Raw genomic sequence first — 25000 nt, 5'->3', positions numbered from 1 at the left:
CGGCTTTTTTATATCTAAAATATATATCCTACCCTGACTCTCAAACCGCAACGGCTTCAGATTCTGGGCGTAAACGGTAACAGGGTTGATACTCTTGATAGTTGATTTTCATTCGTCGTTGAGCAACAAATGATTCTAGTAATTGATCCAAAGGAGCCATAATCGCTTCCTCACCACATATTTCAAACGGTCCATTTTCCTCAATAGCACGAATCCCCGGCTCTTTAACATTACCTGCAACAACACCAGACAGGGCCCGACGTAAGTTAGCTGCCAATTCAAAGTCTGGCTGATCTTTCATCAGTTTTAATCCCGCCATATTTTCATGGGTTGGCTCAAATGGCTGCTGAAAACTTTCTGGAATATATAACTGCCAGTTATAGTGGAACGACTCACTGGTTGCTTTTCTATAACGAGTCACTTGCTCCAAGCCTTCTCTCATGACCTCTGCAACATCATGGGGATCATCAATAATAATTTGATAGCGTTTACTTGCCTCATCACCTAAGGTCGCCTTAATAAAAGCATCCACTGTAGCAAAATAATCTTCACTACCTTCCGGCCCCGTTAGTACTAATGGGAAAGGCAAATTATGGTTTTTTTCATGTAATAAAATACCTAAAATATAGAGAATCTCTTCTGCCGTTCCTGCACCGCCGGGAAATACAACAATCCCATGCCCTAAACGTACAAATGCCTCTAATCGTTTCTCAATATCAGGCATGATAATAAGTTCATTAACTATAGGGTTAGGACTTTCCGCGGCAATAATACCCGGCTCAGAAATCCCCACATAACGACCATTTTTTATGCGCTGTTTAGCATGAGAGATTGTCGCGCCTTTCATTGGCCCCTTCATCGCTCCAGGGCCGCAACCTGTACAAATATTCAACCCTCGCAAGCCCATCTCATAACCAACTTTTTTTGTGTATTCATATTCAGGACGCTCTATTGAATGACCTCCCCAACACACAACTAAATCAGGCTGTATATGGGGGCGTATGGCATCCGCATGGCGAAGAATATGAAAGACTCTATTCGTAATGGTGTCTGACTCGCTTGCCCCTGGGCAGCATTCATCTACTTCAGAACCTACATACAGCAGGTCTCTTAATACAGAGAATAGATGCTCTCTGATACCTGTAATGATTTCACCATTCACAAACGCAGCCGCAGGGGCATTAAGTAGTTCAAGCTGAACACTGCGATGTTTTTGGCTAATTTTTATATCAAAGTTACTAAATTTATCTAACACCATTTTGGTGCTATCAAGTGCACTACCACTATTTAAAACGGCTAAACAGCACTGGCGAAACAAACGATAAAGCCCGCCTTGACTCACATCTTGAAGTTTAGCTATCTCATAGGGAGATAACGTATCCAGGCTCTCTAATGGAGTAATACTGGTGGTTACGTACTTTTCTGCCATCATAATGACCATCTCCTGAATCGAGAAATATCTATATCAACTCGATTTACATCAAAACATATGGATCTATCTTAGTTTTAAATTTTGCTTGTTACAGTGATATGAAAATACATAGCAATATTTACAACCTAAGTCTTGTTAAGGTTCTTAACTCATAAAATAAAAGAACCCGTTTAACTATAGAACAGAAAACAGAAACCCACAAAAAGCCATTCTAAATCAAAAGCCTAGTTTAAATCTGGCAAAGAATTTCATTAACAAATTCAGGCACTATTTCACTTGCGGGGCCATAAATCTTATGATCAAAAACCGTTCCCACTCTAGATGGTTCAAGATTAAGCTCAACCGTTAATGCACCTGCAGCATTAGCAATCTCAACAAAACCGGCAGCAGGATAAACATGCCCAGAAGTGCCAATAGAGATAAATAGATCACACTGCTCCAACGCATTATAGATCTGCGGCATATGCATAGGCAGTTCACCAAACCAGACAATATCTGGCCGTAAGTTCCCTGATGACCCACAGCATTGACAGAGATCTTCTGGCTGTGAGTCTTGATCAACCCTGTAAATAACACCTGTTTCTTTGCAGCGTAAATTTAATAACTCACCATGCATATGTAGGAGATTTCTACTTCCTGCCCGTTCATGCAAGTTATCAATATTCTGGGTAACGACTAAAACCCTGCCCGGAAATTTCTCTTCTAACTCAGCTAACGCATAATGACCTAAGTTAGGTTTTATCTCAGGTGACAATAGCTGATTACGGCGTTCATTATAAAAACGATGGACTAATCGAGGATTACGTTCAAACGCTTCAGGTGTCGCCACATCATCGACTTTATGATCTTCCCATAAGCCATCTAAGGCGCGAAAAGTCTTAATACCAGACTCTGCAGAGATACCCGCACCGGTCAATATCACTATAGATTCAATCGCCATATTAATTTCCTTGCAACAATTTGCCTCTTGTCATACTACAGTAACCTATGTATTACTAGACTATGTGGAGTTGGCTACTTAGAAATTAGCGCGATAAATCTCATCGACTAAGATAAAAGTAACCAATCAATCAGCCTACAACTGAGAAACCCTAGTGGATCAAACGGACTATAACGTTTGCAGCATAACAAGAAGAATTGTGGCACCTAATCCTAGGCTTCGTCGCACTCGCCCTGACGTGAATCAACCTCTGGTTTGCATTACTCCCCTCGGCTATAGAAGGAACCGGCTATGACCGCCTCTAAACTCTATATTCTCGACACCAACGTTTTACTTCATGACCCTAAATGCCTTTATGAATTCAAAGAACAGGACATCACTATACCGATGACTGTTTTAGAAGAGTTGGACGATATAAAGGATAGAAAGAAAAATGTTTCTCAAGAAGCACGAGCAGCGATACGTGCTATAGATGACATCATTACCCACGCTAAAGATGCGGCTCAAATCACCAAAGGCGTAGATATTATTACCCCTCTGTCTAGCGCTAACAGTGATTATAAATTAGGACAATTGAGCATTTTCCCTGATCATGAACTTACCGCACGACAAGGCTTCCTACCGCAGAACTCCAACAAAGATAACCAGATCATTAACTGCGCTTTGCACTTACAAGCAACAAACCCTCACCGTGAAACTATTCTGGTCACAAAAGATATCAATATGCGCCTCAAGGCATTGGGCGCGGGTCTAAAAAAGGTTGAAGATTATAGAACCGATCAACTCGTTTCAGATATTGATCTTTTACCGGCAGGCCACTACAACATTGAGGGTAATTTCTGGGAGCAAGTTGAAGATGTCACTAGCTATCAAGAAGACACCCACACGTACCATCAAATAAGCCAAGAGGTGTTACCCAACACCTACCCTTGCGAATACCTTTACGATGATACAGAAGAGTTTGCCGCACGCGTCACCTCGGTTCGTGATGGCCAAGTTACACTTCGCGATTTAGGCGTAGACAGGCTAATGCAGCAAAACTGTTGGGGAATTGAGCCCATCAATATTTTCCAAGCCTTTGCCATGAACGCAGTCTTAGATCCTGATTTAGATCTGGTTATTCTTAATGGTGCTGCAGGCTCAGGTAAAACATTAATGGCCCTCGCCTGTGCCCTTGAAATGGTTATCGAACAACGCCGTTATAATAAGATTATTGTGACGCGATCAACACCACCTGTGGCTGAAGATATAGGTTTCCTCCCAGGAACAGAAGAGGAAAAAATGACCCCTTGGTTGAGTGCAATCCAAGATAACCTTGAAGCTATGCATGAGAATGATGAACGCCCTCAAAGCAGTGTAAAATATGCTATCGAGAAGGCAAACATCCAATTTAAATCACTCAACTTCATTCGTGGACGAAGTATTCAGGACGCAATTGTTCTTCTGGATGAAGCCCAGAATTTAACCCCTTCACAACTTAAAACGATAGTAACCCGTTGCGGTAAAGGCTCGAAAATTATCTGCTTAGGTAATTTAGCGCAGATCGATTCCAACTATTTAACCCCACTAACTTCAGGTTTAACTTATTTAGTGGAACGCTTTAAAGATTATGAAGGCGCTGCCAACATCCATCTTGAAGGTATTTTCCGCTCACGTTTAGCTGAATATGCAGAAGAACATTTATAGTTAACATAAACCAAAGGTGTGAAAAATAGACACCTAGTACCTAGCCTCACAGCCCTAATATGTTTAATTTAGGGTTGTGAGCTAAACAGCACAATCATTACATTAACAAAATCTTATATATTGCGTTTTACGCTATATTGAATAGCTCAATTCAACTAGAATAGTGGGATGAGTACTTTTTTAAAAAATATCCTAAGCAAATTATTAATTGGCTTAGTCAACATTTATCGCTACTTGATCAGTCCCGTGATTGGGCCCCGTTGCCGTTTTTATCCAACCTGCTCAAGCTATATGATTGAAGCCATTCAAGTGCATGGACCGATTAAAGGTACATGGCTTGGCATCAAACGGCTTGGCCGCTGTCACCCCTATAATGACGGAGGCTATGATCCGGTTCCTGATAGCTGTTGTGAACAACATAAACATACAAAAGATGATAGCAATACAAAGCAAATCTAAAGATTTCCATTTATTTAAAGCGTAATCCTTCCTTTTGGACCTTTAGTGCAAGACATCTATTATTATTAAGCTCAACCTCTTTAGCCCACAAGATATAGGGTTTAATATAAGACACTTCACAGAGATAGATTGAGCTAGGTAATATGTTCACACCGCTATCCGTTATTCTTTATATTAGCTTATATGTAGGTCTGCTTTTTTCTATTGCTCAGGTAGTTGAAAAACGCATCCAAAATAAACCTAAGCCCACATCAAGTAGCCCTTGGGTTTACGCATTATCCTTAGCGGTCTACCACACATCTTGGACCTTTTATGGCAGTGTTGGTTTTGCTGCATCTTCCGGCTTACTATTTTTAGGTGTCTATGGTGGGGCCCTGATAGGGATTATTTTCTGGTGGATTACGCTTAAACGCATGATTCAAGTAAAAGAAACATTCAGAATCACCAGTATCGCTGACTTTATCTCTACCCGTTATAACCGTTCTCAAAAGATCGCTGCAACAGTTACCCTCATCGCCCTAATCGGTATTGTTCCTTATATCGCTCTACAACTTGAAGCTATCATTAGCTCATTTGAACTGATCACTAATAGTCCTAACAGCGGCTCGCAGCATGATTTAGCGGGCTGGATCGTTACACTCTTCATGATAGGTTTTACCATCATTTTTGGTGTTCGAAGGCTTGACCCAACAGAACGCCACCAAGGAATGATGGCTGCACTCGTTGCGGAATGCCTAGTGAAACTCATTGCATTTATAGCTGTAGGTATTTTTGCTACCTATTATTTATTCGATGGATTTGGCGACATCTTAAACCGTCTAAAAGACGCAGACTTAGAGCATGTTGCCAGCTTTACAGCCACTAAAGACAGCGGGCTGATGTGGGCCACACTACTGATCTTAAGCTTCTCAGCAATACATAACTTACCTCGACAGTTCCATGTATCTGTTATCGAAAACGCCAATCACCGGCATATCAAAACAGCCATGTGGGTATTCCCACTTTATATGGTTTTAATCAATTTGTTCGTTGTGCCTATCGCCGCAGCCGGCTTACTAATGGGAATGCCTTCAGAATCAGCCGACTTTTTTGTGTTACTTCTCCCTCAACAATCCGGTAGTAGTGGTCTCACACTATTAGCCTTTATTGGTGGTTTTTCAGCGGCAACAGGGATGATTATTATTACCACAATGACGCTTTCAACTATGGTGTCCAATCATCTAATTCTACCTATACTGGAAAGAATCCCTTCCCTACAGTTTATCCGAAGCTACTTATTACAACTGCGCTGGTTGGTTGTTGCCCTTATTTTAATGGGAAGCTTGTTATTTGCTAACGAGTTCTCTGATGCTTATATATTAGTAGCCATTGGGCTTATCTCGTTTACTGCTGTTCTACAATTTTCTCCCGCTTTATTTGGTGGTATTTTCTGGAAAAAGGGCAATAGTCTCGGTGCCCAATTAGGCTTACTTTCTGGCTTTTGTATATGGTTTTATAGCCTTTTGATTCCCACATTTATTAAGCAAGGATGGTTTTCAGAAGACCTATTAACCAATGGGCCTTGGCATATACAAGCACTGAGACCTGAAGCACTTTTTGGACTTGAGGGTTTACACCCGATCACCCATGCGGTTTTTTGGTCTATGGTATTTAACGTCAGCTGCTACATTATCGGCTCTCTAATCTTTAGCCCAAATAAAAGCGAAAGAAACCTTAGAACTGAATTTATCAGCTCGATGACCACAAGGAAAAAACGTAAGGCACGCCCTACAGGATTAGACGCTTACATCCCTTTACAGCTTAAAATTGAAGAAGCAAAAAGCCTCTTATCAAATTATATTGATGAAGAGAAAGCGACCAATGAAGTACTTACCATCGCCGAAGATTTACAAGTCTCTAAAAAAGAAACAATCACCATTATAGAGCTCGTCGAGTTCCATCGCATGGTGGAGCATGTGCTCGCAGGCTCTCTAGGTGCAGCCAGCGCACATAATGCTATAGAGAACACGATCCGCTACAACCAACGTGAAGAAGCTGACTTAAAGGCCTTATACAGCCATATATTCTCTGAGCTACAAACAACAGAGAAAGATAGCGACAGTGAGAGCAGTGTCAGCATGACAAGCTTTGGCTTGATCGAAGAGCTACAGACACAGCTTGATAAACTAGAAGACAAAACTGCACGTCAGCAAGAAACCATCGATCAACTCGAAGAAAAAATCGAAGCCCGTTATCAAGAGATAATGAAATACCGATTGGAATCACAAAAGATCAAGCAGGAAAATTTATTGTTAAGCAGAGAACTTAAGTTATTAAAAGGTGATGAGGAAAAGAATCCATAACTTAAAATCATTGTTGTTTTAGAATTTATGTAAAAAAAGAGCCTCAAATGAGGCCCTTTTCAATCATAAGAAAAATACTTAGAAACTAAGCTTCTTCTTGTTTATGCATATGAACGTCCATTTGAGGGAAAGGGATACTAATACCTTCCTCATCAAAACGTAGTTTAACCGCTTCAGTTGTTCCCCAAAGCACTGCCCAGTAATCAGCAGAGTTGACCCAAGGACGTACAACAAAGTTAACACTGCTGTCAGCCAATTCTGATACAGCGATAACAGGTGCAGGGTCTTTAAGAATACGATCATCTGCAGCAATGATCTCAGCTAATACTTCTTTTGCCTTGCGTAGATCATCATCATAGCCAATACCAAATACCATATCGATACGACGTGTATCACGCGCAGAGAAGTTAGTGATTACGCCGCTATAAATAGCACCATTTGGAACGATAACTTCACGGTTATCACCTGTACGCATAATCGTGTTGAAGATCTGAATATGCTCTACAACAGCAGAAACACCCGCCGCTTCAACAAAATCACCTTCACGAAAAGGCTTGAAAATCACTAACATAACGCCAGCAGCGAAGTTCTTCAGAGAATCCTGAAGAGATAGGCCAATAGCTAAACCTGCAGCACCAACTAAAGCGATAAGTGATGTAGTATCAACACCTAAATGGCTTAATGCAGCAACAATTACAAAAAGTAGCATCACAACATTAGCTATAGATGTGATGAAGTTAATCAGCATATCGTCAAGCTTAGATTTGCGCAGAACGCGTTCTAACAGTTTTATCAGCTGCTTAACAACCCAGCGACCGATAAAAAAGATAGCCAGCGCAATAAGAATATCTACGATCCATGGGAAGACGTAGGCATCAAAGAAATTTTCCATTTAGTTCCCCTGAAGATTTAATTACTATTTTTTAAACGATTAAAAAAATAAAGTGAACGAATTAAAACAATATGAATCTTAACAACAGCCAAACAGGCATACTGAGGCTGTCTCGCTTCTTGGTAATACGTAATTCTACCTCTCTGATTTGTCAGTTATGGAAGTTTTTACGTCTTTACTTACAAAACAACCTGTTAAGCAGCCAGTTTAATCCGTACAATATGACAAATTCTAGTGTTCAAACAACTGTATCAATGAAAAAGTTAATTTTAGCCACAATTCTACTCTTTTCTGCCTCCGTCCATGCTGAAAAAGGTCATATTGCTGATGATGCAATGATCTATGTTCATAACGGCCCGAGCAATCAATATCGTATTATCACACGCATCCCAAGCGGAAGTGCTGTTGATATACTAAAACGAGACCCAAAGACCAAGTATGTCCAGATACGTATGCCTAAAGGGCGCATAGGTTGGGTTGAACCAACCGCTGTAGACCCAGGCGATAGTATCTCGGTCCGATTACCGAAACTACAAAGCAGTCTTGAAGAAAGCCAAATCACTGTCGCTGAGCAAGCCGCTAAAATAGAGACACTGCAAAGTGAATCAGGTGGTATGCGCGAAAAGAACCAGCTTCTAACCAGTGAAGTAGCCGAATTAAATGCGACCATCAAAGAGCTTAATTTTAAAATTGAGTCTAGCGATGAAAGCAATCTAATGCGTTGGTTTACACATGGCGGTCTAGTAGCTTTAGGGGGTGTGATTCTAGGTTTGATTCTCCCATACTTCCCTAAACGAAGAAAACGGAAAGATGAGTGGTTTTAAGCTGTATATTTGAGTCATAAAAAAACCAGGTTTATTTGCCTAGTTTTTTTATATTTAACCCACAAAGGCATTGACATAAGTTAAAGATTAATGACGAAAACATTAATGCTCCAAAACTTAGCAATTTCCTTTTATATACATTAAAAAACAAGAATATACCTTTAAAATCAACAAGATAAACGACTGGTTATTTTTTAGCCAGATATGAGATAGAGCCATTTTATAGGGGCTTAAGTTGCTTTCCCAAGGGTTGTTTACAGGGTTATCCACAGACACTGGGGACAAAGTGGTTAAGCCCAATAACCATCCCTGATTGACCCCCTTATTGCACTGCACAAGGTTACTCACACTTATAAGTGTCCAGCAAAAGTTAGAGATTAGCGCACCAATATGGTTCTGCTTTTGCCCCAAAATTAATGACCAAATTATTTGATTTAGAAAAACAATCGAGAAGATTAATAGATCTAATTAGTCATCCCTATAAGAAGCTGTTTCAATACATTCAACTTAAATATTAGAAGGAAGATCCAGCAATGAAACGTATTACTATTTTTGGTCGTGAAGGTTGTGGTTTCTGCGTAAGAGCAAAAGAGCTATGTGAAATAAAAGGTCTGGACTATCGTTACATTGATATTCATAAAGAAAATATCAGCAAAGAAGACTTAGAAAAAACAGTAGGCAAACCTGTTGAAACTGTTCCTCAGGTATTTTGCGGCCAAGAGCATATTGGTGGTTTTACTGAGCTGGAAGCGTTTCTGACTCAAGCTGGCGTTTAAAAATAAAATATTACCCCAATATAGTAATAGAAGCCGTAAGCTGTTTTAAAAGCTTTTACGATGCTACAAAAAGAGATCTATCATTTAAGCTGAGACTTAATCATAGTTTTTTAGATCTTTCTTTTTGATAATAGTGATCTCGTTTAGGTTATACTGAAATTACGTTATAGCTGGTCCAATACCGGCTTAGGAGTAGGTTATGATGACATTTACCGTTCTTCTGGCTATTGCTGCTGGAATTATTATTCTGCAGCTTTGGGAAAATAGTAAAGCTAAAGTAAAACCGATTCGCATAGAAAGTCGTATGGATGAGTTAGAGCAACAAAGACGACACCATCGCGGCCGTTAAACGTTTGGTATTTCTTAAATAGATCTACATAAATTGCAGCTCAGATTGTATCAATCTGAGCCGTTTATTTATCACCTGTATGCCCTGTAGATTATTTCCACAATCTCAGAGCTAAACCTCCCGCTCTTTCCGTTCGCCTTTCCGTTGCTAGTAATAAAACAGATTCAGTTGCAATAATATCCAACACCTTTTTGGCACGGGTAACGCCGGTGTACAACAACTCCCTACTTAATAAGGGACTGTCATTTGGTGGTAATACCATCATCACTCGCTCAAACTCAGACCCCTGACTTTTATGGATCGTCATTGCAAATACAGTGTCATGCTCAGGTAAACGACTGGGCAATACTGATCTCAGCTCTCCACTCTCGTCAAACCAAACTTTTAGACGACCAGTATCATCAAAAGCAGCGACACCTATATCACCATTAAATAGAGAAAGAGAGGTATCATTTCGAGTGATCATAATAGGACGACCTGGATACCATCCCCCCTCTTCCTTAATCAAGCATCGCTCTCGCAGTCCGGTATAAATACGATCATTAAGACCTTCCACTCCATAGGCACCCTGACGACGTGCGCATAAAAGCTGGAAGTGCGTCATGTTAACTAATAACTGTTGTGGATTGTCTCCAGAGAAAAGGCCTTTAAAGAGTTCGGCATAAATATCGACACAAGTGTTGATCATAGCCTCATAGCTATCTTGCGAAAGGTAGTGATAATTAAGATCACTATAACCCGCTTTAATCACGGCTTTTACATCAGTACAACAACCCGCATTGACGGCCCTTGCTAAATAACCGATACCACTTTGATCATCAAAACGATAACTTTTATGTAACATTGCGAGGCTATCCGAAAATGTACTACTAGCCCCTACAGGCAAAGGTTGTGCTAACTGGCAAAGCTTATTCAGCTGAGAAGATTGCTGTGCCGAATAATAAAGCTTATCCGGCCAACTACAGATATCACCTAAAACACTACCCGCTTCAACCGATGCTAACTGATCACGATCTCCCAGCAAGACTAAACGTGCGGAAGCAGGCAAGGCTCTAAGTAAACGAGACATCATTGGTAGATCAACCATCGAGGCTTCATCTAACACTAAAAGGTCGAGGTGTAAGGGGTTTTCTGCATCATGCCGAAAACAGATACTATTAGGAATAACCCCCAACAAACGGTGCAGAGTACTCGCTTCTGATGGTATTTCAGCTTTTAATTGAGGCTCAAGATCCAATTTATGCTTAGCACTAGAAATAGATTCAGCTAAACGCGCAGCCGCTTTACCTGTAGGCGCGGCAAGTTGAATCGTAAAACTATCCCCTTTTGCTTTCTGTTGCTCAATATAAAGCGCGAGCAATTTAATAACAGTCGTTGTCTTGCCTGTACCCGGGCCACCACTGATAACAGAGAAACGTTTTTGCACGGCTAATGCAGCCGCCACCTTCTGCCAGTCAATCTCTTCCGTATTTCCGGTGGGAAAGTAACTTCTTAACCCGGCTTGCAGCAGAACCTCATCGGTTTCAATCGAGACTGCACGCTGTATCAACGCCTCTGCAACCGAACACTCGTATTGCCAATAGCGATAAAGATAAAACCTTTCTTTATCAAGAACTAGCGGGGTAACAGATTCGCCGGAACCTAGTACTAATTCATCTAGTTCAACACGTGACCAATCTATCTTTATCAACAGATCGCTGATTTCATCCGGCCAATAATCTTGGGGAGATTGAAGCCGAGAAAGAGGTAAACAAACATTACCTGTCGCCAGCTCATAACTAACCAAAGCGGATAATAAGATATTCTCTGGAGAGTAAACGATTTTATCCGATAAAAAATGGGCTAACTGATAATCAACTGAGCGGATATAACCTAAGCCAACCCATCGTTTAAGTTGAAAAAGGTAGTTATCTTTTTGGTCATTGACTGGGTTCATCATAACGCATTACCTCCCAAGCCTTCACCTGAAAATAATTGATCCAGTGCTTCAATTAAAGCCTGCTCAGGACGACAATTAAAAATCCCTGAGTTATCCGCCAAAGGGCCGATTCCTCGCAGAAATAAGTAATAAACACCTCCAAAATGGCGCTCATAATTATAATCAGGAATACGCTGTTTCAATAAGCGATGTACAGCCAAGGTATACAGTAGATATTGCAGGTCATATCTATGCTCGATCATAGCCTCGTTTAACGAGGTTTGGTTATAACAACCGCTCTCATAACCGAGATGATTCGATTTATAATCTACTATGTAATATCGCTCTCCATCACGAAAGATCAGATCAATGAAGCCTTTAAGCATGCCTCTTAAAGGCTCAAATGATAAAGGCTTAGCTTTGGCTGAAAGAGGATTGTACTTGCGAATAAGCACCTCTAAATCAGAGACTGTCACCCTATCAGCCCTGAGCATAAACTCCATCTCAACTAATCGATCAGAATCAGCAACACCGCCTAGTTTCAAACCGTTACTCGTCAAATCAGTCGTCAATATATCGATAATTAGCTGCTCAATAACCGGCAACCATTCCACTTCATAACCGGCCAATACCAATTGATCGCTTATCTGTTGAGAAAATCCCTCGTCTAACAAACCGCCAGACTGAGTCTGCGCGTGGATAAACGCGGGAAAACTAATCTCTTCAAAAATACTGTGTAAAAAGGTTCCTGCATTTGCCCCTTTAGGGAAAGTGAAAATATTACGGCCTTCAGGTATATCTACCTCGACAAGCTGAGTAGCCTCATCCACCACCTCAAGATCCAAGCCAGGCAGATCGGGTATATAAGCCGTGCTATGACGGCTAAGAGCAGAATAACTGCTGACTCGCCACTCTCGATCAATACTCCCTGTAAATGTCTGCGCTGCTAACCTTGGATTTACTACATCATCCGCCGTAAATAGATCTTTTTGAACACCATGATCCGGTGGAACAACCACCTCTATAGCGGGAGAGCATAAGGCTAACTCAGATAAAGCCTCTTCCAGTGAGCGGCCAGATTGGAGCAATAAATAACCTAACGCACTGTCTTTTAAACGAGACTTCTTGCTATTACCAATACGTATATCGCTCACACCGACATAACAACGATAAACCGAACGGGTCAAGGCAACATAGAGCAACCTTAACTCCTCAGCTAAACGCTCCTTATCTGCTTGCTCAAGCGCCGCTGCGTTTTTACCCATATCCAAAATGGATTGTCCATTTTCATCATGATAAAGGGCTGTTTTAGCTTCTCTAAAACTGCAAGCAAAAGGCAAAAATACAATGGGATATTCTAAGCCTTTTGACTTATGAACCGTCACGATGGTAACTAAGTTTCGTTCACTTTCAAGGCGTAAGATTTGATCATCATTGGCACTAGAAGGATTGCTAATCTGCTCATTAAACCAACGCAGTAATCCAAGCGTACCCTCTAACTGACTGCTAGCCTGCTGCAATAACTCAGCTAGATGCAATAGATTGGTTAATCGCCTTTCACCTGAGGCTTGTTGTAATGTTTTAGCCGCCAAATTCCGCTGATGCAAAAGCTGGGTAAGCATAGGTAATACCCCCCGCTTTAACCATAGATCACGATAGCCAGTAAATTCAGTAACAACCTGTTCCCAGAGGTTTTCATCATGGTTGAGAGCATCAAGTTGCACTATATCCAGTTGCAATAACTCGGTCGCAAGCGCAGCTTTTAAAGTACGTTCCTTTTGCGGTGTTTCAACTGCAGCTAAAATTAACGACAGCTCTAACGCTTCGATAGAAGTAAAAATAGAATCTTGGTTACTTAAATAAACAGAGGGGTGCTCATACACCGCCAGTGCACGACGCACCTCTTCTGCTTCAAAACGATCACGTACTAATACAGCAATATCTGACCCTTCAATCTGTCGCCCATCAATAGTCACGTCAGAATTAAGTAAGCGGTCAATCTCAGCAGCGGTACTTTGGGCAAATGTAGTTAGATACTGCCCTTTCTTTAAGGGAGTTTCCTCTGGATGACACCAAAACGTAAGAGCTGCCGGTTTATGCTCTTGTAGCTTAAGCTTTTTAGCCCCTTTATCCGCCGCTTTTACTGGATAAAATGGAATATCTTCATCATAAATAAATGCAGAATCCGCAAACTCAAATAACTTGTTAACCCCATCAACCATTGCTTGAGTCGAACGCCAATTAGTATCTAAGGTATAAGTTTCTTTCACTGAACGCCGTGCTTGTATATAGGTAAAAATATCCGCACCACGAAAAGCATAAATAGCCTGTTTAGGATCACCGATCATCACCAATGCTGTATTAGATTGATCGGCATATAAAGATGAAAAAATACCGTACTGAAGTGGATCGGTATCTTGAAACTCATCAATCATCGCAACAGGAAACTGCTGATTAATTGCAATAGATAGCGCACTGCCTTTTTCAGATCGAAGCGCATCACTTAAATCCGTCAGCAGATCATTAAATGTTTGTAACTGATACTGTTTCTTAGCTTGCTGTAAACGCTCACTGACCTCTTGCAGTGCTCGCCCTAATAATATCTCTCTGATAGGCAAGGGCTGAGAGAGTAAAGCATCTAATTCCACAAATAATGGGTGCTGTGGCGCCTCACCTTTATCTGTTTTTTCATTAAGCACTGTTTGGGTGAACCTCTGCATCACCTTCAACAAGCTTGAATTAGGTTCTAACTGTTCAGATGCTGCATACTGATCGATTTGCGCGAGCCATTTAGGCACACTCGCTTTGGTATAACTCCGCTTATTGACACCTGAGGCCTGAATTAAAGCGATAAGGTCATTATCATTTGCTAACCAAGACTGTTTGAAATGATTCAACGCCTCTAAACGTTCATCATAGGCCTCCTGTAAAGAGGCCCCAGACAGATCCGGTTCAACCTTTAAATCTGTATGGTTCAGCAGCCCTCGCAGCTGAGACATTAACTCATCAGGTCCTTTCCAACACTCTGATAAGACTAACTCAGTTAAATCATTATTAAGTGGATAGATGGTGTTGCGCCAAAAATCGACAACCGCACTACGAATCAAGCTCTGATCATCTTTTGTTAGTTCGTTATCAAACAATGAACCACTTTCAAAAGCATGACGTTTTAGCATCCTCTGGCAAAAACCATGGATCGTAAAAATAGCAGCCTCATCCATCTGACGAATCGCCTGCTCTAGCAATTTAATTGCTTGAGCATGATCAGCTGATTGCTGCTTTAATGCGATTAGAAAGGGATCGGATATATCTTTATTTGCCTGCAAAAAAGCGGAACGCGCATCCACAATTCGACTACGAATACGGTCTCTTAACTCTTCGGTGGCGGCTTCAGTAAAAGTTACAACCAGAATTTGATCTGGACCTAAAGGCTTATCATTAATATTGCCTAAGCCTAAAAGGAGCCGTAAGTACAAGGCCGTAATAGTATAAGTTTTTCCCGTTCCTGCACTTGCTTCAATAAGCTGTTGCCCTTGAAGCGGGAAAGTTAATGGATCTAAAGGTAAAATATTACTCATCTTTACCCTCCTCCATGTAGTCGAGCATCGGGGCATAGATGGCCTCTGCTAAAGGCACAAAATGCTCCAAAAACTGCGCATAGTCAGGATAAGCTCGACGTATATAGGGATCATCTTGCAAACCTGCTTTGTGACTACCCCCGTAAAACAGGGTTTCTATAGATGCTAAAGCTATATCAGGGTCTTTTTGATATTGCTTAAAGTACTCACGTGCGCTGTTAGCATCAAATGCTTGGGGTGCATTCATACCTTGTTGGTAAAACTCAACGATGGTTTTTAAATATATATACGCTTGTTCTTTTTCTACAGCGCGGTAGTGAACTTTACCAGACAACCCTCGATATACGGTATTACGACACTGATCTGAAGATAAACACAACGCTAAATGCTCAACCCAGCTACCCAGACGATCACGAGCATTGATCTCAGCGGGCCGATAACGTAATAAGTGGGCTGGATAACAATGGTCTAGCCAGCCCTGTAAAAGTAAATTAGGAAAGGCTATCTTGACCTCTAAGCGTTGTGGTTCACCCTCACATAGAGGCAATAACTTGTGCGCTAATTCAGTACAGTCATGACGAATCCGAGCAAGCTTTAATTGGCCATTGGTTGCAACAGGCAAGGCGCCTTCTGCAAGTATGGTCTGATCTAACTGGTTAAGATCACCATCCGACAGTGCCGTTTCAAGATAGCGTTGTTTAATTAAATAAGCTTGTAAACCATCCAGCGCAAAAGGCTCTTCATCTTGAGCTTTAACTTCATGATTAGCAAAAAATACTTTTAAACGTTGATTGAAAAAGCTGCGACAGGGATTCTTTAAAAAACTAATAATAGCATTAAGTTCAATCTGCTCTTGAGGCTCTTCAACTAAGGCATCGACATAAAAAGCAGAAGGCGCTTCGCTCTCTGCACTTGCCGCGGGTAACCACTCACGGGCATAACTAAATAACGACGATGACGAATTTTGTGGCAAAAAGTACACGGGGCTGAAGGGTACCATCGGATGCTGTTGAATCAAATGGGCTCTTAATTTCTCACCTGACTCACTCGTAGAAAGCGCTTGATCTCCCTCTAAAACATAGCTTTGTGTCACATAGTCTAATAATTCACTCACTAATACCGATGGAATTTTCTCATTATTATCTTTGATAGAGCGCCCCACAAAACTGATATATAAACAGGCTTGCGCAGATAAGAGCGCCTCTAAAAAAAGATACCGATCATCATCTCGACGTGAACGATCTCCCCGTCGAGGGTAATCAGTCATTAAATCAAAGCCGACAGGTGGGATACTCCGTGGATAGGCTGAGTCATTCATCCCTAATAAACAAACCACAGAGAACGGAATAGAGCGCATAGGCATTAACGTACAGAAGTTAACAGCCCCCACCATAAAACGCTGAGACGAGCGCTGTTGATTAATTCCATTTATCAAATAATCAGCCATCACGGTAGAAGACAAGGGCAAAACATAGTTCGCATCGCTAAGCTGCTCTTGTAATGCTTGCAAGGTTTGTCTAATTCCATTCAGAGGTATTTCATCGGCTTCATCAGCACTATAAATGGCATCTAATAAACCATTAATAATATCAACCCACTCCGTAAGCTCATGTTCACCACTAAAGCTGTCTTTTACCTCGTCGAGAAGATCTATAAAATCAGCTAGCTTGCCTAAAAGTTCAGCTTCAAGACCTTCAATCTCCATATAAGGTGCAATATCTTGCCAATAACTAACCTCTTCCCCTAGCGCATAGCCTGCTAACATTCGACGCAAACCAAAACGCCAACTATTTTGTTCAAACAAGGGCAATTGCCATAAGCTTCGCTGTTCAGAATCCATCCCCCAACGGATATTAACCTGATCGACCCAGTACCTTAATCGCTGAAAGCTCGGCTCATCCAGATCAAAACGTCGCATAATTGCAGGCACTTCCAGTAATTCAAGAACATCCGATACAGTAAAGCGGCTACTATCGAGTTTTACGAGCTTCTCAAAGCTTAGTAATAAAGGGTTTTCTTGGCGACTACTCCGATCAGATATGGAATAAGGGATATAGCGTTCAAAAGGTACGCTAGAAAAAACAGCATCAATATAAGGAGCATATTGAGCTACATCAGGCATCATAATGATTACATCGCGGGGTTTAAGATTAGGATCATTCTCAAACATAGCGAGTAATTGATCATGCAAGACTTCAACCTCTCGTAAAGCACTATGGCAGCTATGTACAATCAATGATTGGTCATCGTTTGTAATAGCGTGTTTATAGGCACTTGTGGAAGGGTCTTCTGGAAACTGAGCAGGATTGTCTAAATCTAGGATGTCTTGTTGAATACTGCTAAGTAAACAATGTCTTTCAAGATCCGCAAAAGCATCAATCTCATCACCAACACTTTCACCAAGGCAGTCTTGTAATTGATAAAGATAATCACGTCCAAGCTTACCCATAGAGGCAAGTAATGGATTACCTTCAGCATAGTCACTGTAATCAAGTTCAGGCTTACTGAACCAGCGTCGATTCATTCTAGCGATCTGTTTTTGATCAACAATATCCCCCCAGTAATAACGACAAGGATTGGTCACCATGAGGTGTACATCAATACGTTCGCCTAAGACTTGCAAAGCTTGAACATAATTCTGGGGCAGTGCAGAGATACCAAAGACAAATAAACGCTTAGGGAGTTTGTCTATATCACCAATGTTTCGTACCGACTCAACAAACGCACTGAACATATTTGCTCGGTGCCAATGAGGTTGACTTAACGCTTTAGTCTGCTGGGTTAATGCACGCCAAAGAATCGGTTGCCAAGGGTGACGCTCTGCGGCCAAAGAACCGCCTTGCTCCCAATCAGCAACCCACTCGGGTCTATAGACGAGATATTGGTCAAAAATATCTGCAATTTTATTACATAACTGATAGAGCCTAAACCTAGACTCATCATCAGCTAGGTAGCTCCTAAGAGCAGAAAATTCATCTGTCTCCAATAGATCCGGTAGCAGTAACATCAACTTCCAACTCATCGCTTCCTTATTAAAAGCAGAGCGGGCGGGTACCCCTTCTAACACTTCGGAAAAACAGTGCCATAAAAAAGAGGCAGGCAGTGGAAAGTCCACAGATGCGGCAATACCAGATGATGCAGCCAGTTCCAATTTAAGCCACTGCGCCATGCCAGGGCTTTGCACTAAAATCTGTTCTGCACGAAAAGGGTCGGAAAGAGGGTCTCGTCGAATAAGTTCAACAAGTAGATCTTTCAATACAAGTAATGAGTTGGAATGATAAACCTGAAACATCCGTTTCCTGATTTAGTAATCGTTATGAGGAGTAATAGCTGTACTTTACTCAACTCAGATTTCTTTGTCAGGAAAAATCTCTATAAAGTCAGCGCATTAACCTTATAGACTTGAATCACAGAGAATTGAAAACCTAACACTATTTACTTTTAACTCAGAACCGCTAACGAAGTTAACCTGAATATTAAAAGGCGCTTAATAGCCGTTAAAGTAGGTAATTAGGGGGCCGAAGTGGGGTCTTTTGAGTCTACCTCTAATGCAGGCAAGCTAGCAAAGCCCTCTTTTTCCGACCAATAGTCGCGCCCCTGCTCAACTCGAACAACCCCTTTAAAACGCTGTTTGAGGTACTCTACTGCGTCAGGCAGCGTATCAATATCACAGAGGATAACTCCTCCGCGTTCATTGTCTGTAGAAAAAAGATAACTTTTCATCGTGCCTCCATGTAGGTAAGCGAATCATTACACAGAGCCAAGAAAGGTTAAACCGTTATAATGCAGTTTTTTCCTTGGCTTTTCGCTTTATATAAGCCCTCATCCGCTCGAGTCATTATGCTTTGTACGCTATCCCCTACTGTATAGGCAGTTAGCCCAATACTAACACTCACGTGTAGATTGCCATCATCCGGCAGCATAAATTGATAGCTTTCTAGACTTTCTCTGATACGATTTGCTACTTTCAGTGCTCCTTCAGTATCTGTAGAAGGCAGCAATACAGCAAACTCTTCACCACCATAACGATAGCCACTATCTAAACCGCGAAGCGACGATTGAATTAGGGAACCAAACGTTTCTAGCACCATATCTCCCATTAAATGACCATAAGCGTCATTCAACTTTTTAAAATCATCAAGATCGAAAAAACAGAGTGTAAATTCATGACGATATCGTCGAGCCTCATCCAAGTTTACTTCTAATTTAGTGTAAAAGTGTCGATTGTTATACAAACCTGTCAAGCTATCAGTAACACTTAACTCTTTATAAGTTCGTTCTCGTTCAAGTAGCTCAAGCTCAGCAATTTTTCGCGCACTAATATTCTCTAACGTTTCGATCGCACCTATTAAATTCCCCTCAGGATCCATGATCCCTGCTGCGGTAAAGTGTAGCCACTCACCATCAGCCCCACATTCAGGAAAGAAATCTTCCGCTTCATAAGCCTCATCGATAAGCTCAGAACGTTTACATTTATTTGTGTAGTAATACTCAACGTCTTCATATCGCCCACCATTAAGTATTAAATCAGCTAGGCAAGGACGCGGAGTTGAATAGAAGGGTTTCCAATGATTCTTAGTTCCAATCATATCTTCGCGACAAAGGCCACTTAGCTTTTCTAGCGCGGAATTCCAATGAAGAACAACATGATTTGTATCTAGGACAAATGTCGGCAGTGCAATTCGATCGAATACCTGCACAAGTAAAGATGGGTCTACTTGATCACAAACAAAGAGATTCGTTTGTGTAGAAGATTGATCATTCAGCGCTGATTCTGCAGAATGAGAGATAGATCTAACCTTGGAATCCATAGGAATTAAAAGCACCTGCACAAAAACATTTAAGAGAAATATTAAGACAAGCGAAACAAGGTACTAATACAAGCTAAGAACCGCTTTAACCTTTACAACAACGCCACAACATCACTAATTGAAGTCCATTATCATGATTAAGGCAAGGTTAATCATTAACCTTGGTCAAGTATTATAGCAATTGATCAATAATCAATCTCTTAGACTTATTACGCACCTGCAGCATAGAAAGGTAGTATAAGAAAATAGCTATAAGTGTAGACTTTGATCTCAATCGTTCCAAAAAACCACTGGATCACAACGCTCTAAATAATCCCCGCTCGAAAAGCAAAGAACAGAACCCGCAACCATAGGTGTTGACTGTGGTAAAAGTGAATGGCTAGCGACAATTGCTATATCCGCATTGGTTTCAGCCATAATCGTCAAAGGGAATGCACCGTTCAACTTAACGGTATCACCCGAAAACTGCTGATAAGCCAAAGGCTCAATATCTGAACTCAGGGAGGTGTAAGAAAACATCATTTCACCGTCCCAATACATAAAATTATGTGGCGCTAACTTCTCTAATCGACCCGCATAATCAGCCAACAGCGCCAACCTCATTTCATGATCAGGTCGCCCCTCTTTCCATAGCTTTCGCATTCGCTCCTGTAACAAACAAAATGCCCTTTCCTGATCAGTACAACTGATCGGCCATTGATCACCAATAGGAAAGCACTCGTTATTCACAATCCCCGGGAGGTCGCCGACCATAGAAAACAGATGCGCACTGCCCCGCTGTGGCCGAATAAAAGGCTGAATATCAACGGTTTCAATAGGGCTATCAGGATAAAGTACCGCCGACCAAAGATCAGAATAAGTATGCCCTAAACCACCCCCAAGCTTAAAAAGTTGTTCTAATCGTTGAACATCACCGTTTCCTGAAGCCACCAGCCGGCTGGGGTTCAGATCAGCTATAGAACCAACCCCTAAACCTTCAAATCCAACAGATCCATGTAGCTGGACATTGATAGGCGATGAACTTAATACCGTCAGCAAAAGCGGGGAAAAACTCATTTTTACCTCAATTATTTACGACTTTACGCTGTTGACCAATATAGAAAATAACCCCTATAGACCATAACACTAGCGGCAATACGATCCAATTCATCGCTTGCCAACCTAACGTCATCTCTAACCAGCCAGAAGACAATGCAGTAACAGCCACCATACCAAAAACAATAAACTCATTACTTGCTTGAGATTTAGCCTTCTCAGCGGGTTTATAGACGGTCGTAAACAACTGAGTCGCGCTAATAAACATAAAATTCCAACCAATGCCTAAACAGAGTAACGCAGTCCAAAAATGCCATTCACTAACACCGGTAAGGTTTATTCCTATACACGCCAGCATAAATACAGCCCCTAAATGCATAATAGGGTAGATACCAAAACGATTAATTAATCCCCCCGTAAAAAATGATGGCGCAAACATCCCAAGCACATGCCATTGAATAACGTGAGCCGCTTGAGGAAAGGTGAAACCACACCGAACCATGGCTAAGGGCGTTGCTGTCATTAATAAATTCATCACTACGTAACTAACCATCGCAACAATCACTGCAACGATAAATACAGGCTGAGAGGCAATCTCTTTTAACGGCCGCTGGGGCGCATAAGTATTTTTTTCTTGCTCACATGGAAGCTCGGTAAAAAAGAGCATCAATAACGCTATAGTATAAAGTACGAGCAGACCAATAAACGCTCCAATAAATTCAAACTCACCGAAATAGGTCTGGCTATAAATCGCTAACTGAGGGCCTACAATCGCAGCAAGTACACCACCAGCCATAACAAAAGATATCGCATTACTTTTCTGTTCATCCGCGCAGACTTCCACAGCAGCGAAGCGATATAAGGTACCAAACCCTATGCCAATACCGAGCAAAAACGTGCCTAATGAAAACAAGTAAAACAGGTCCGCGGTTAATGCAAAGATACATACAATAGAGCCTGAAATACCAACACAATTACCTAAATAGAATCCATTTTTACGCCCTATGCGCTTCATAATTAAGGACGCTGGAATTGTCGCTGCCATCAAGCCTAAAAACTGAGTGGCGACGGGGAACGTTGCTAAACTGGGATTAACCGTTAGACTTTGACCAATCAACGCAACGACAGACACCAATAAAACATTGCCCGTTGTCAGCAGCGCTTGGCATACGGAGAGTAAAAAAACATTCTTGTTCATTAATCTATCCCTACTTCGTTACTCAACGAGTATGTCCCAAAACGTGCTTTGTATTCCCGAGGGTTAACACCTAAGCGCCTCAAAAAAACACGTCTTAAATTATCAGCAGAGACAAAGCCACAACGCTCAGCAACTTGTTGAAAACTGAGCCTCCCTTCACACACTAACTGTTGTGCTAAGTTCAAGCGACTACTCTCTATATAAGCCGCGGGCGAGCTCTCACAACTTTCTTTAAAAAGCCGAAAGAGATGTCGCTCACTAACGCAGCAGTACTCAGCTAACAGAGCCAATCCAAGGGATTTATCTAAGTTTTTTTGTATATAAGCCTGTGCTTTAGCCACAACCCCTGTGGCCTTATTCTGGGCATTTAATTGGGTACTAAATTGCGCCTGCCCGCCCGGACGTTTAACAAAAAACCACCAGCTCACGAGCAACATCCATAGTAATCCCATGGCCAAAATCCTCTTCAACAAGCGCCAACGCTAAATCAATCCCCGATGTAACACCTGCCGATGTATAAAGATTCCCTTGTTTAAGCCAGATAGCATCGTTCTCAACCTCGATACCCTCATAGTTTTTATCGAGTAAAGAGCAAGACTTCCAATGTGTGACCGCTTTCTTACCTTTGAGCAATCCAGCTTCCGCTAATAGAAAAGCGCCACTACAAACCGAAGCAATTCGATTAACCCGCTTAGCACTCTGCTTTACCCAGTCAATAAGTTCATCATTATGGAGAAGGGCTTTAACCCCTCGCCCCCCTGATAACAATAAGGTATCCGCGTCCATCAGATCAGAAAACGCTAAATCGGGTAAAATTTTCATACCAGAATTGGTACAAATGGGATGCGTATCTACACCAACAATTTTAAGTTGATACGCTTCATAACCTAGTGCCTGATTAGCCGAAGCAAACACTTGCAACGGCCCGGTCAGATCAAGAATCTGGCAATCCTGATAACCTAAAGCAGCGATGATCTTCATAAGATACCTCCAATAAGATGGAGCCAGTATCTCTTAGAGGTGAAATGTCCTCAATGACTAATAACCGTCAATTTAGGACATTTACAAAGGCCCGTCACTTAGATAAGCAACGCGAAACGCTAAAAATAGAGCTACAACGACAGAAGATCAATCTTCTGTGGATTGTAAGATTGTACTGCTTCACTCGCATCTACCGGCACCTCAGGTTTAAAGGTTGGGGTTTCAGTTCCAGGTACTATACCGTGAGGGTAGCCCTGCTGAAGACCTTTAAAATCGAATAGTTCAGTGTCAGCCAAATGCGAAGGCACAACATGCTGTAAAGAGCGAAACATTGTTTCAATACGACCTGGGAAGTTTTTATCCCACGTTTGCAACATCTCTTTGATAACCTGACGCTGAAGGTTTTCCTGCGAACCGCAAAGGTTACACGGAATAATAGGGAAACCTTTTAGTTCAGCGTAAGCTTCTATATCTTTCTCTCGAGCATAAGCGAGAGGACGGATCACTGTATTTTTACCATCATCCGACACTAATTTTGGCGGCATCGTTTTTAATTTACCACCATAAAACATATTCAGGAAAAGGGTTTCCAAAATATCATCACGGTGATGGCCTAACGCAATTTTTGTCGCACCAATCTCTTCAGCAAAGCCATACAACGAACCTCGACGTAAACGAGAGCAAAGCGCACAGGTTGTTTTTCCTTCAGGTACAACCTCTTTCACAATTGAGTAGGTATCCCGCTCTAATATATGAAACGGCACGCCTATAGTTTCTAAATAGGCAGGTAAGATCTCTTCGGGAAAGCCCGGTTGTTTTTGGTCCAAGTTCACAGCGACCAACTCAAAATTAATCGGCGCACTACGTTGCAAGTTCATTAGGATATCAAGCATAGCGTATGAATCTTTACCTCCTGAGAGGCAGACCATCACTTTATCCCCTTCCTCAATCATATTAAAATCTTCAATAGCTTTACCCATCTCACGACGTAGTCGCTTCTGCAGCTTATTTTGACGGACTTTTAGCTTTTTCTGTTCGGCAAAATCAAGCTCAGCAGATGTAAGATTATATATTTCAGGCGTACTATTTGAGTTCATTACTGACACGGCCATGGAACTGATTCAGTTCGGTTAGATTCAATTGAGATGAGCATCAATACTTTGATGGTCGCGAATTATACATCAACATTTTAAGTGATACACTTTCAAGGAATCCCTGCTATAAAGAAATATAAATAAACCTGTATCAGACATCTTAAGGCAAATTAATCATGAACCGTTTAGCCAGAAAAGTTATCCTCATCTGTTTTGCATTTACAATCACGACCTTAAGCCCAATTTCCATAGCTTCGCCGGTTTTTAAGTTAGAGATGGAAGGTGATTTTGAGGGAAATTACGATAAAATCAGTCAATCACTTGATGCCAATAAATTTTTTGTGATTTTTGAACCTAATATAGGTAGCTCTCTTAATCACTTTAAAGAACGCTGGGGTGATCAATATAACCAAAATGGCTATGAAGAGATTCAAAGCTTAGTATTTTGCAATCCTTGGTATGTTAATCAAATCCTTAATAAAGACCCTGAGATGGCTGCATTATGCCCTCTATCAGTAACCTTGCTACATAAAAACAGTAAAACCACAGTGCTTTTTCTAAGACCTAGTCAACAGAAGCCAAGCAGCCCCGCCCAAGCTCTATTAATTGAACTTGAAAATGACATAGTCAACGCGCTCGAACAGGCACAATCAGCGGAATAAACGGTTATCGCTAAGCTAAGTAA

Annotated in this window: 20 protein-coding genes; 7 read left to right on the top strand and 13 right to left on the bottom strand. The window is 41.4% G+C overall.

Annotation, left to right across the window (positions count from 1 at the left end; translation table 11 throughout):
- Positions 1–40 precede the first annotated feature (40 nt).
- Complete coding sequence (gene ppnN / locus A3774_RS05285) at positions 41–1432, bottom strand: nucleotide 5'-monophosphate nucleosidase PpnN (RefSeq protein WP_067864259.1); 1392 nt, start codon at positions 1430–1432, stop codon at positions 41–43.
- 229 nt (positions 1433–1661) lie between these two features.
- Positions 1662–2372 carry a Sir2 family NAD+-dependent deacetylase gene (gene cobB / locus A3774_RS05280; protein WP_067864256.1) on the bottom strand — a complete coding sequence of 237 codons (711 nt, stop codon included), beginning with the start codon at positions 2370–2372 and terminating at the stop codon, positions 1662–1664.
- 291 nt (positions 2373–2663) lie between these two features.
- On the opposite strand from cobB, the gene A3774_RS05275 reads away from it, so the two are divergent.
- From A3774_RS05275 to A3774_RS05265, 3 genes are all read left to right on the top strand, one after another.
- The gene (locus tag A3774_RS05275; protein WP_067864253.1) at positions 2664–4058 is read left to right on the top strand and encodes a PhoH family protein; all 1395 of its coding nucleotides are present in this window, start codon (positions 2664–2666) and stop codon (positions 4056–4058) included.
- A gap of 168 nt (positions 4059–4226) precedes the next feature.
- Positions 4227–4517 carry a membrane protein insertion efficiency factor YidD gene (gene yidD, locus A3774_RS05270; RefSeq protein ID WP_067864248.1) on the top strand — a complete coding sequence of 97 codons (291 nt, stop codon included), beginning with the start codon at positions 4227–4229 and terminating at the stop codon, positions 4515–4517.
- Between the two features lie 143 nt (positions 4518–4660).
- Positions 4661–6859, top strand: coding sequence for a sodium:solute symporter family protein (locus tag A3774_RS05265; RefSeq protein WP_067864245.1), 2199 nt, complete (start codon positions 4661–4663; stop codon positions 6857–6859).
- Between the two features lie 85 nt (positions 6860–6944).
- Here A3774_RS05265 and A3774_RS05260 read toward each other — a convergent pair whose 3' ends face one another.
- On the bottom strand, positions 6945–7751 hold the full coding sequence (locus tag A3774_RS05260; protein ID WP_067864242.1) for a mechanosensitive ion channel family protein: 807 nt from the start codon (positions 7749–7751) through the stop codon (positions 6945–6947).
- A 254-nt stretch (positions 7752–8005) separates the two neighbouring features.
- Between A3774_RS05260 and A3774_RS05255 the strand changes: the two genes are divergently transcribed.
- From A3774_RS05255 to A3774_RS16580, 3 genes are all read left to right on the top strand, one after another.
- Complete coding sequence (locus A3774_RS05255; RefSeq protein ID WP_067864532.1) at positions 8006–8575, top strand: TIGR04211 family SH3 domain-containing protein; 570 nt, start codon at positions 8006–8008, stop codon at positions 8573–8575.
- 533 nt (positions 8576–9108) lie between these two features.
- Positions 9109–9351, top strand: coding sequence for a GrxA family glutaredoxin (locus tag A3774_RS05250; protein ID WP_067864239.1), 243 nt, complete (start codon positions 9109–9111; stop codon positions 9349–9351).
- 199 nt (positions 9352–9550) lie between these two features.
- On the top strand, positions 9551–9700 hold the full coding sequence (locus A3774_RS16580) for a hypothetical protein (RefSeq protein ID WP_156473660.1): 150 nt from the start codon (positions 9551–9553) through the stop codon (positions 9698–9700).
- Between the two features lie 91 nt (positions 9701–9791).
- On the opposite strand, the gene recD is transcribed toward A3774_RS16580, so the two are convergent.
- From recD to ttcA, 10 genes are all read right to left on the bottom strand, one after another.
- Complete coding sequence (recD, locus tag A3774_RS05245) at positions 9792–11639, bottom strand: exodeoxyribonuclease V subunit alpha (protein WP_067864238.1); 1848 nt, start codon at positions 11637–11639, stop codon at positions 9792–9794.
- A complete protein-coding gene (recB, locus tag A3774_RS05240) occupies positions 11636–15196 on the bottom strand; it encodes an exodeoxyribonuclease V subunit beta (protein ID WP_067864235.1) in 3561 nt (1186 codons plus the stop codon). The genes recD and recB overlap by 4 nt, the downstream gene beginning before the upstream one ends.
- Entirely contained in the window at positions 15189–18488 is a 3300-nt protein-coding gene (recC, locus tag A3774_RS05235; protein ID WP_067864233.1) for an exodeoxyribonuclease V subunit gamma, read from the bottom strand. Before recC ends, recB begins: the two co-directional genes overlap by 8 nt.
- Positions 18489–18706: 218 nt before the next feature.
- On the bottom strand, positions 18707–18919 hold the full coding sequence (locus tag A3774_RS05230; RefSeq protein WP_067864230.1) for a hypothetical protein: 213 nt from the start codon (positions 18917–18919) through the stop codon (positions 18707–18709).
- Positions 18920–18966: 47 nt separating this feature from the next.
- Complete coding sequence (locus A3774_RS05225) at positions 18967–20007, bottom strand: sensor domain-containing diguanylate cyclase (RefSeq protein ID WP_067864226.1); 1041 nt, start codon at positions 20005–20007, stop codon at positions 18967–18969.
- A gap of 270 nt (positions 20008–20277) precedes the next feature.
- Positions 20278–21063 carry a class II glutamine amidotransferase gene (locus A3774_RS05220; protein WP_067864223.1) on the bottom strand — a complete coding sequence of 262 codons (786 nt, stop codon included), beginning with the start codon at positions 21061–21063 and terminating at the stop codon, positions 20278–20280.
- Between the two features lie 7 nt (positions 21064–21070).
- A complete protein-coding gene (locus tag A3774_RS05215; RefSeq protein ID WP_067864220.1) occupies positions 21071–22240 on the bottom strand; it encodes an MFS transporter in 1170 nt (389 codons plus the stop codon).
- On the bottom strand, positions 22240–22668 hold the full coding sequence (locus A3774_RS16500) for a helix-turn-helix domain-containing protein (protein ID WP_067864217.1): 429 nt from the start codon (positions 22666–22668) through the stop codon (positions 22240–22242). Before A3774_RS16500 ends, A3774_RS05215 begins: the two co-directional genes overlap by 1 nt.
- Positions 22646–23221 (bottom strand): AraC family transcriptional regulator, encoded by a 576-nt coding sequence (locus tag A3774_RS16495; RefSeq protein ID WP_067864214.1) that lies wholly within the window; start codon positions 23219–23221, stop codon positions 22646–22648. Before A3774_RS16495 ends, A3774_RS16500 begins: the two co-directional genes overlap by 23 nt.
- A gap of 131 nt (positions 23222–23352) precedes the next feature.
- Positions 23353–24318: a tRNA 2-thiocytidine(32) synthetase TtcA gene (ttcA, locus tag A3774_RS05200; RefSeq protein WP_067864210.1), complete on the bottom strand. Its 966-nt coding sequence runs from the start codon at positions 24316–24318 to the stop codon at positions 23353–23355.
- 173 nt (positions 24319–24491) lie between these two features.
- Between ttcA and A3774_RS05195 the strand changes: the two genes are divergently transcribed.
- Positions 24492–24977: a DUF302 domain-containing protein gene (locus A3774_RS05195; RefSeq protein WP_067864207.1), complete on the top strand. Its 486-nt coding sequence runs from the start codon at positions 24492–24494 to the stop codon at positions 24975–24977.
- Positions 24978–25000 lie beyond the last annotated feature (23 nt).

The sequence above is a fragment of the Neptuniibacter marinus genome, assembly GCF_001597725.1.
Lineage (GTDB): Bacteria > Pseudomonadota > Gammaproteobacteria > Pseudomonadales > Balneatricaceae > Neptuniibacter > Neptuniibacter marinus.
The sequence above is the reverse complement of the archived record's forward strand: the minus strand, read 5'-3'. Positions and strand labels throughout refer to the sequence as shown.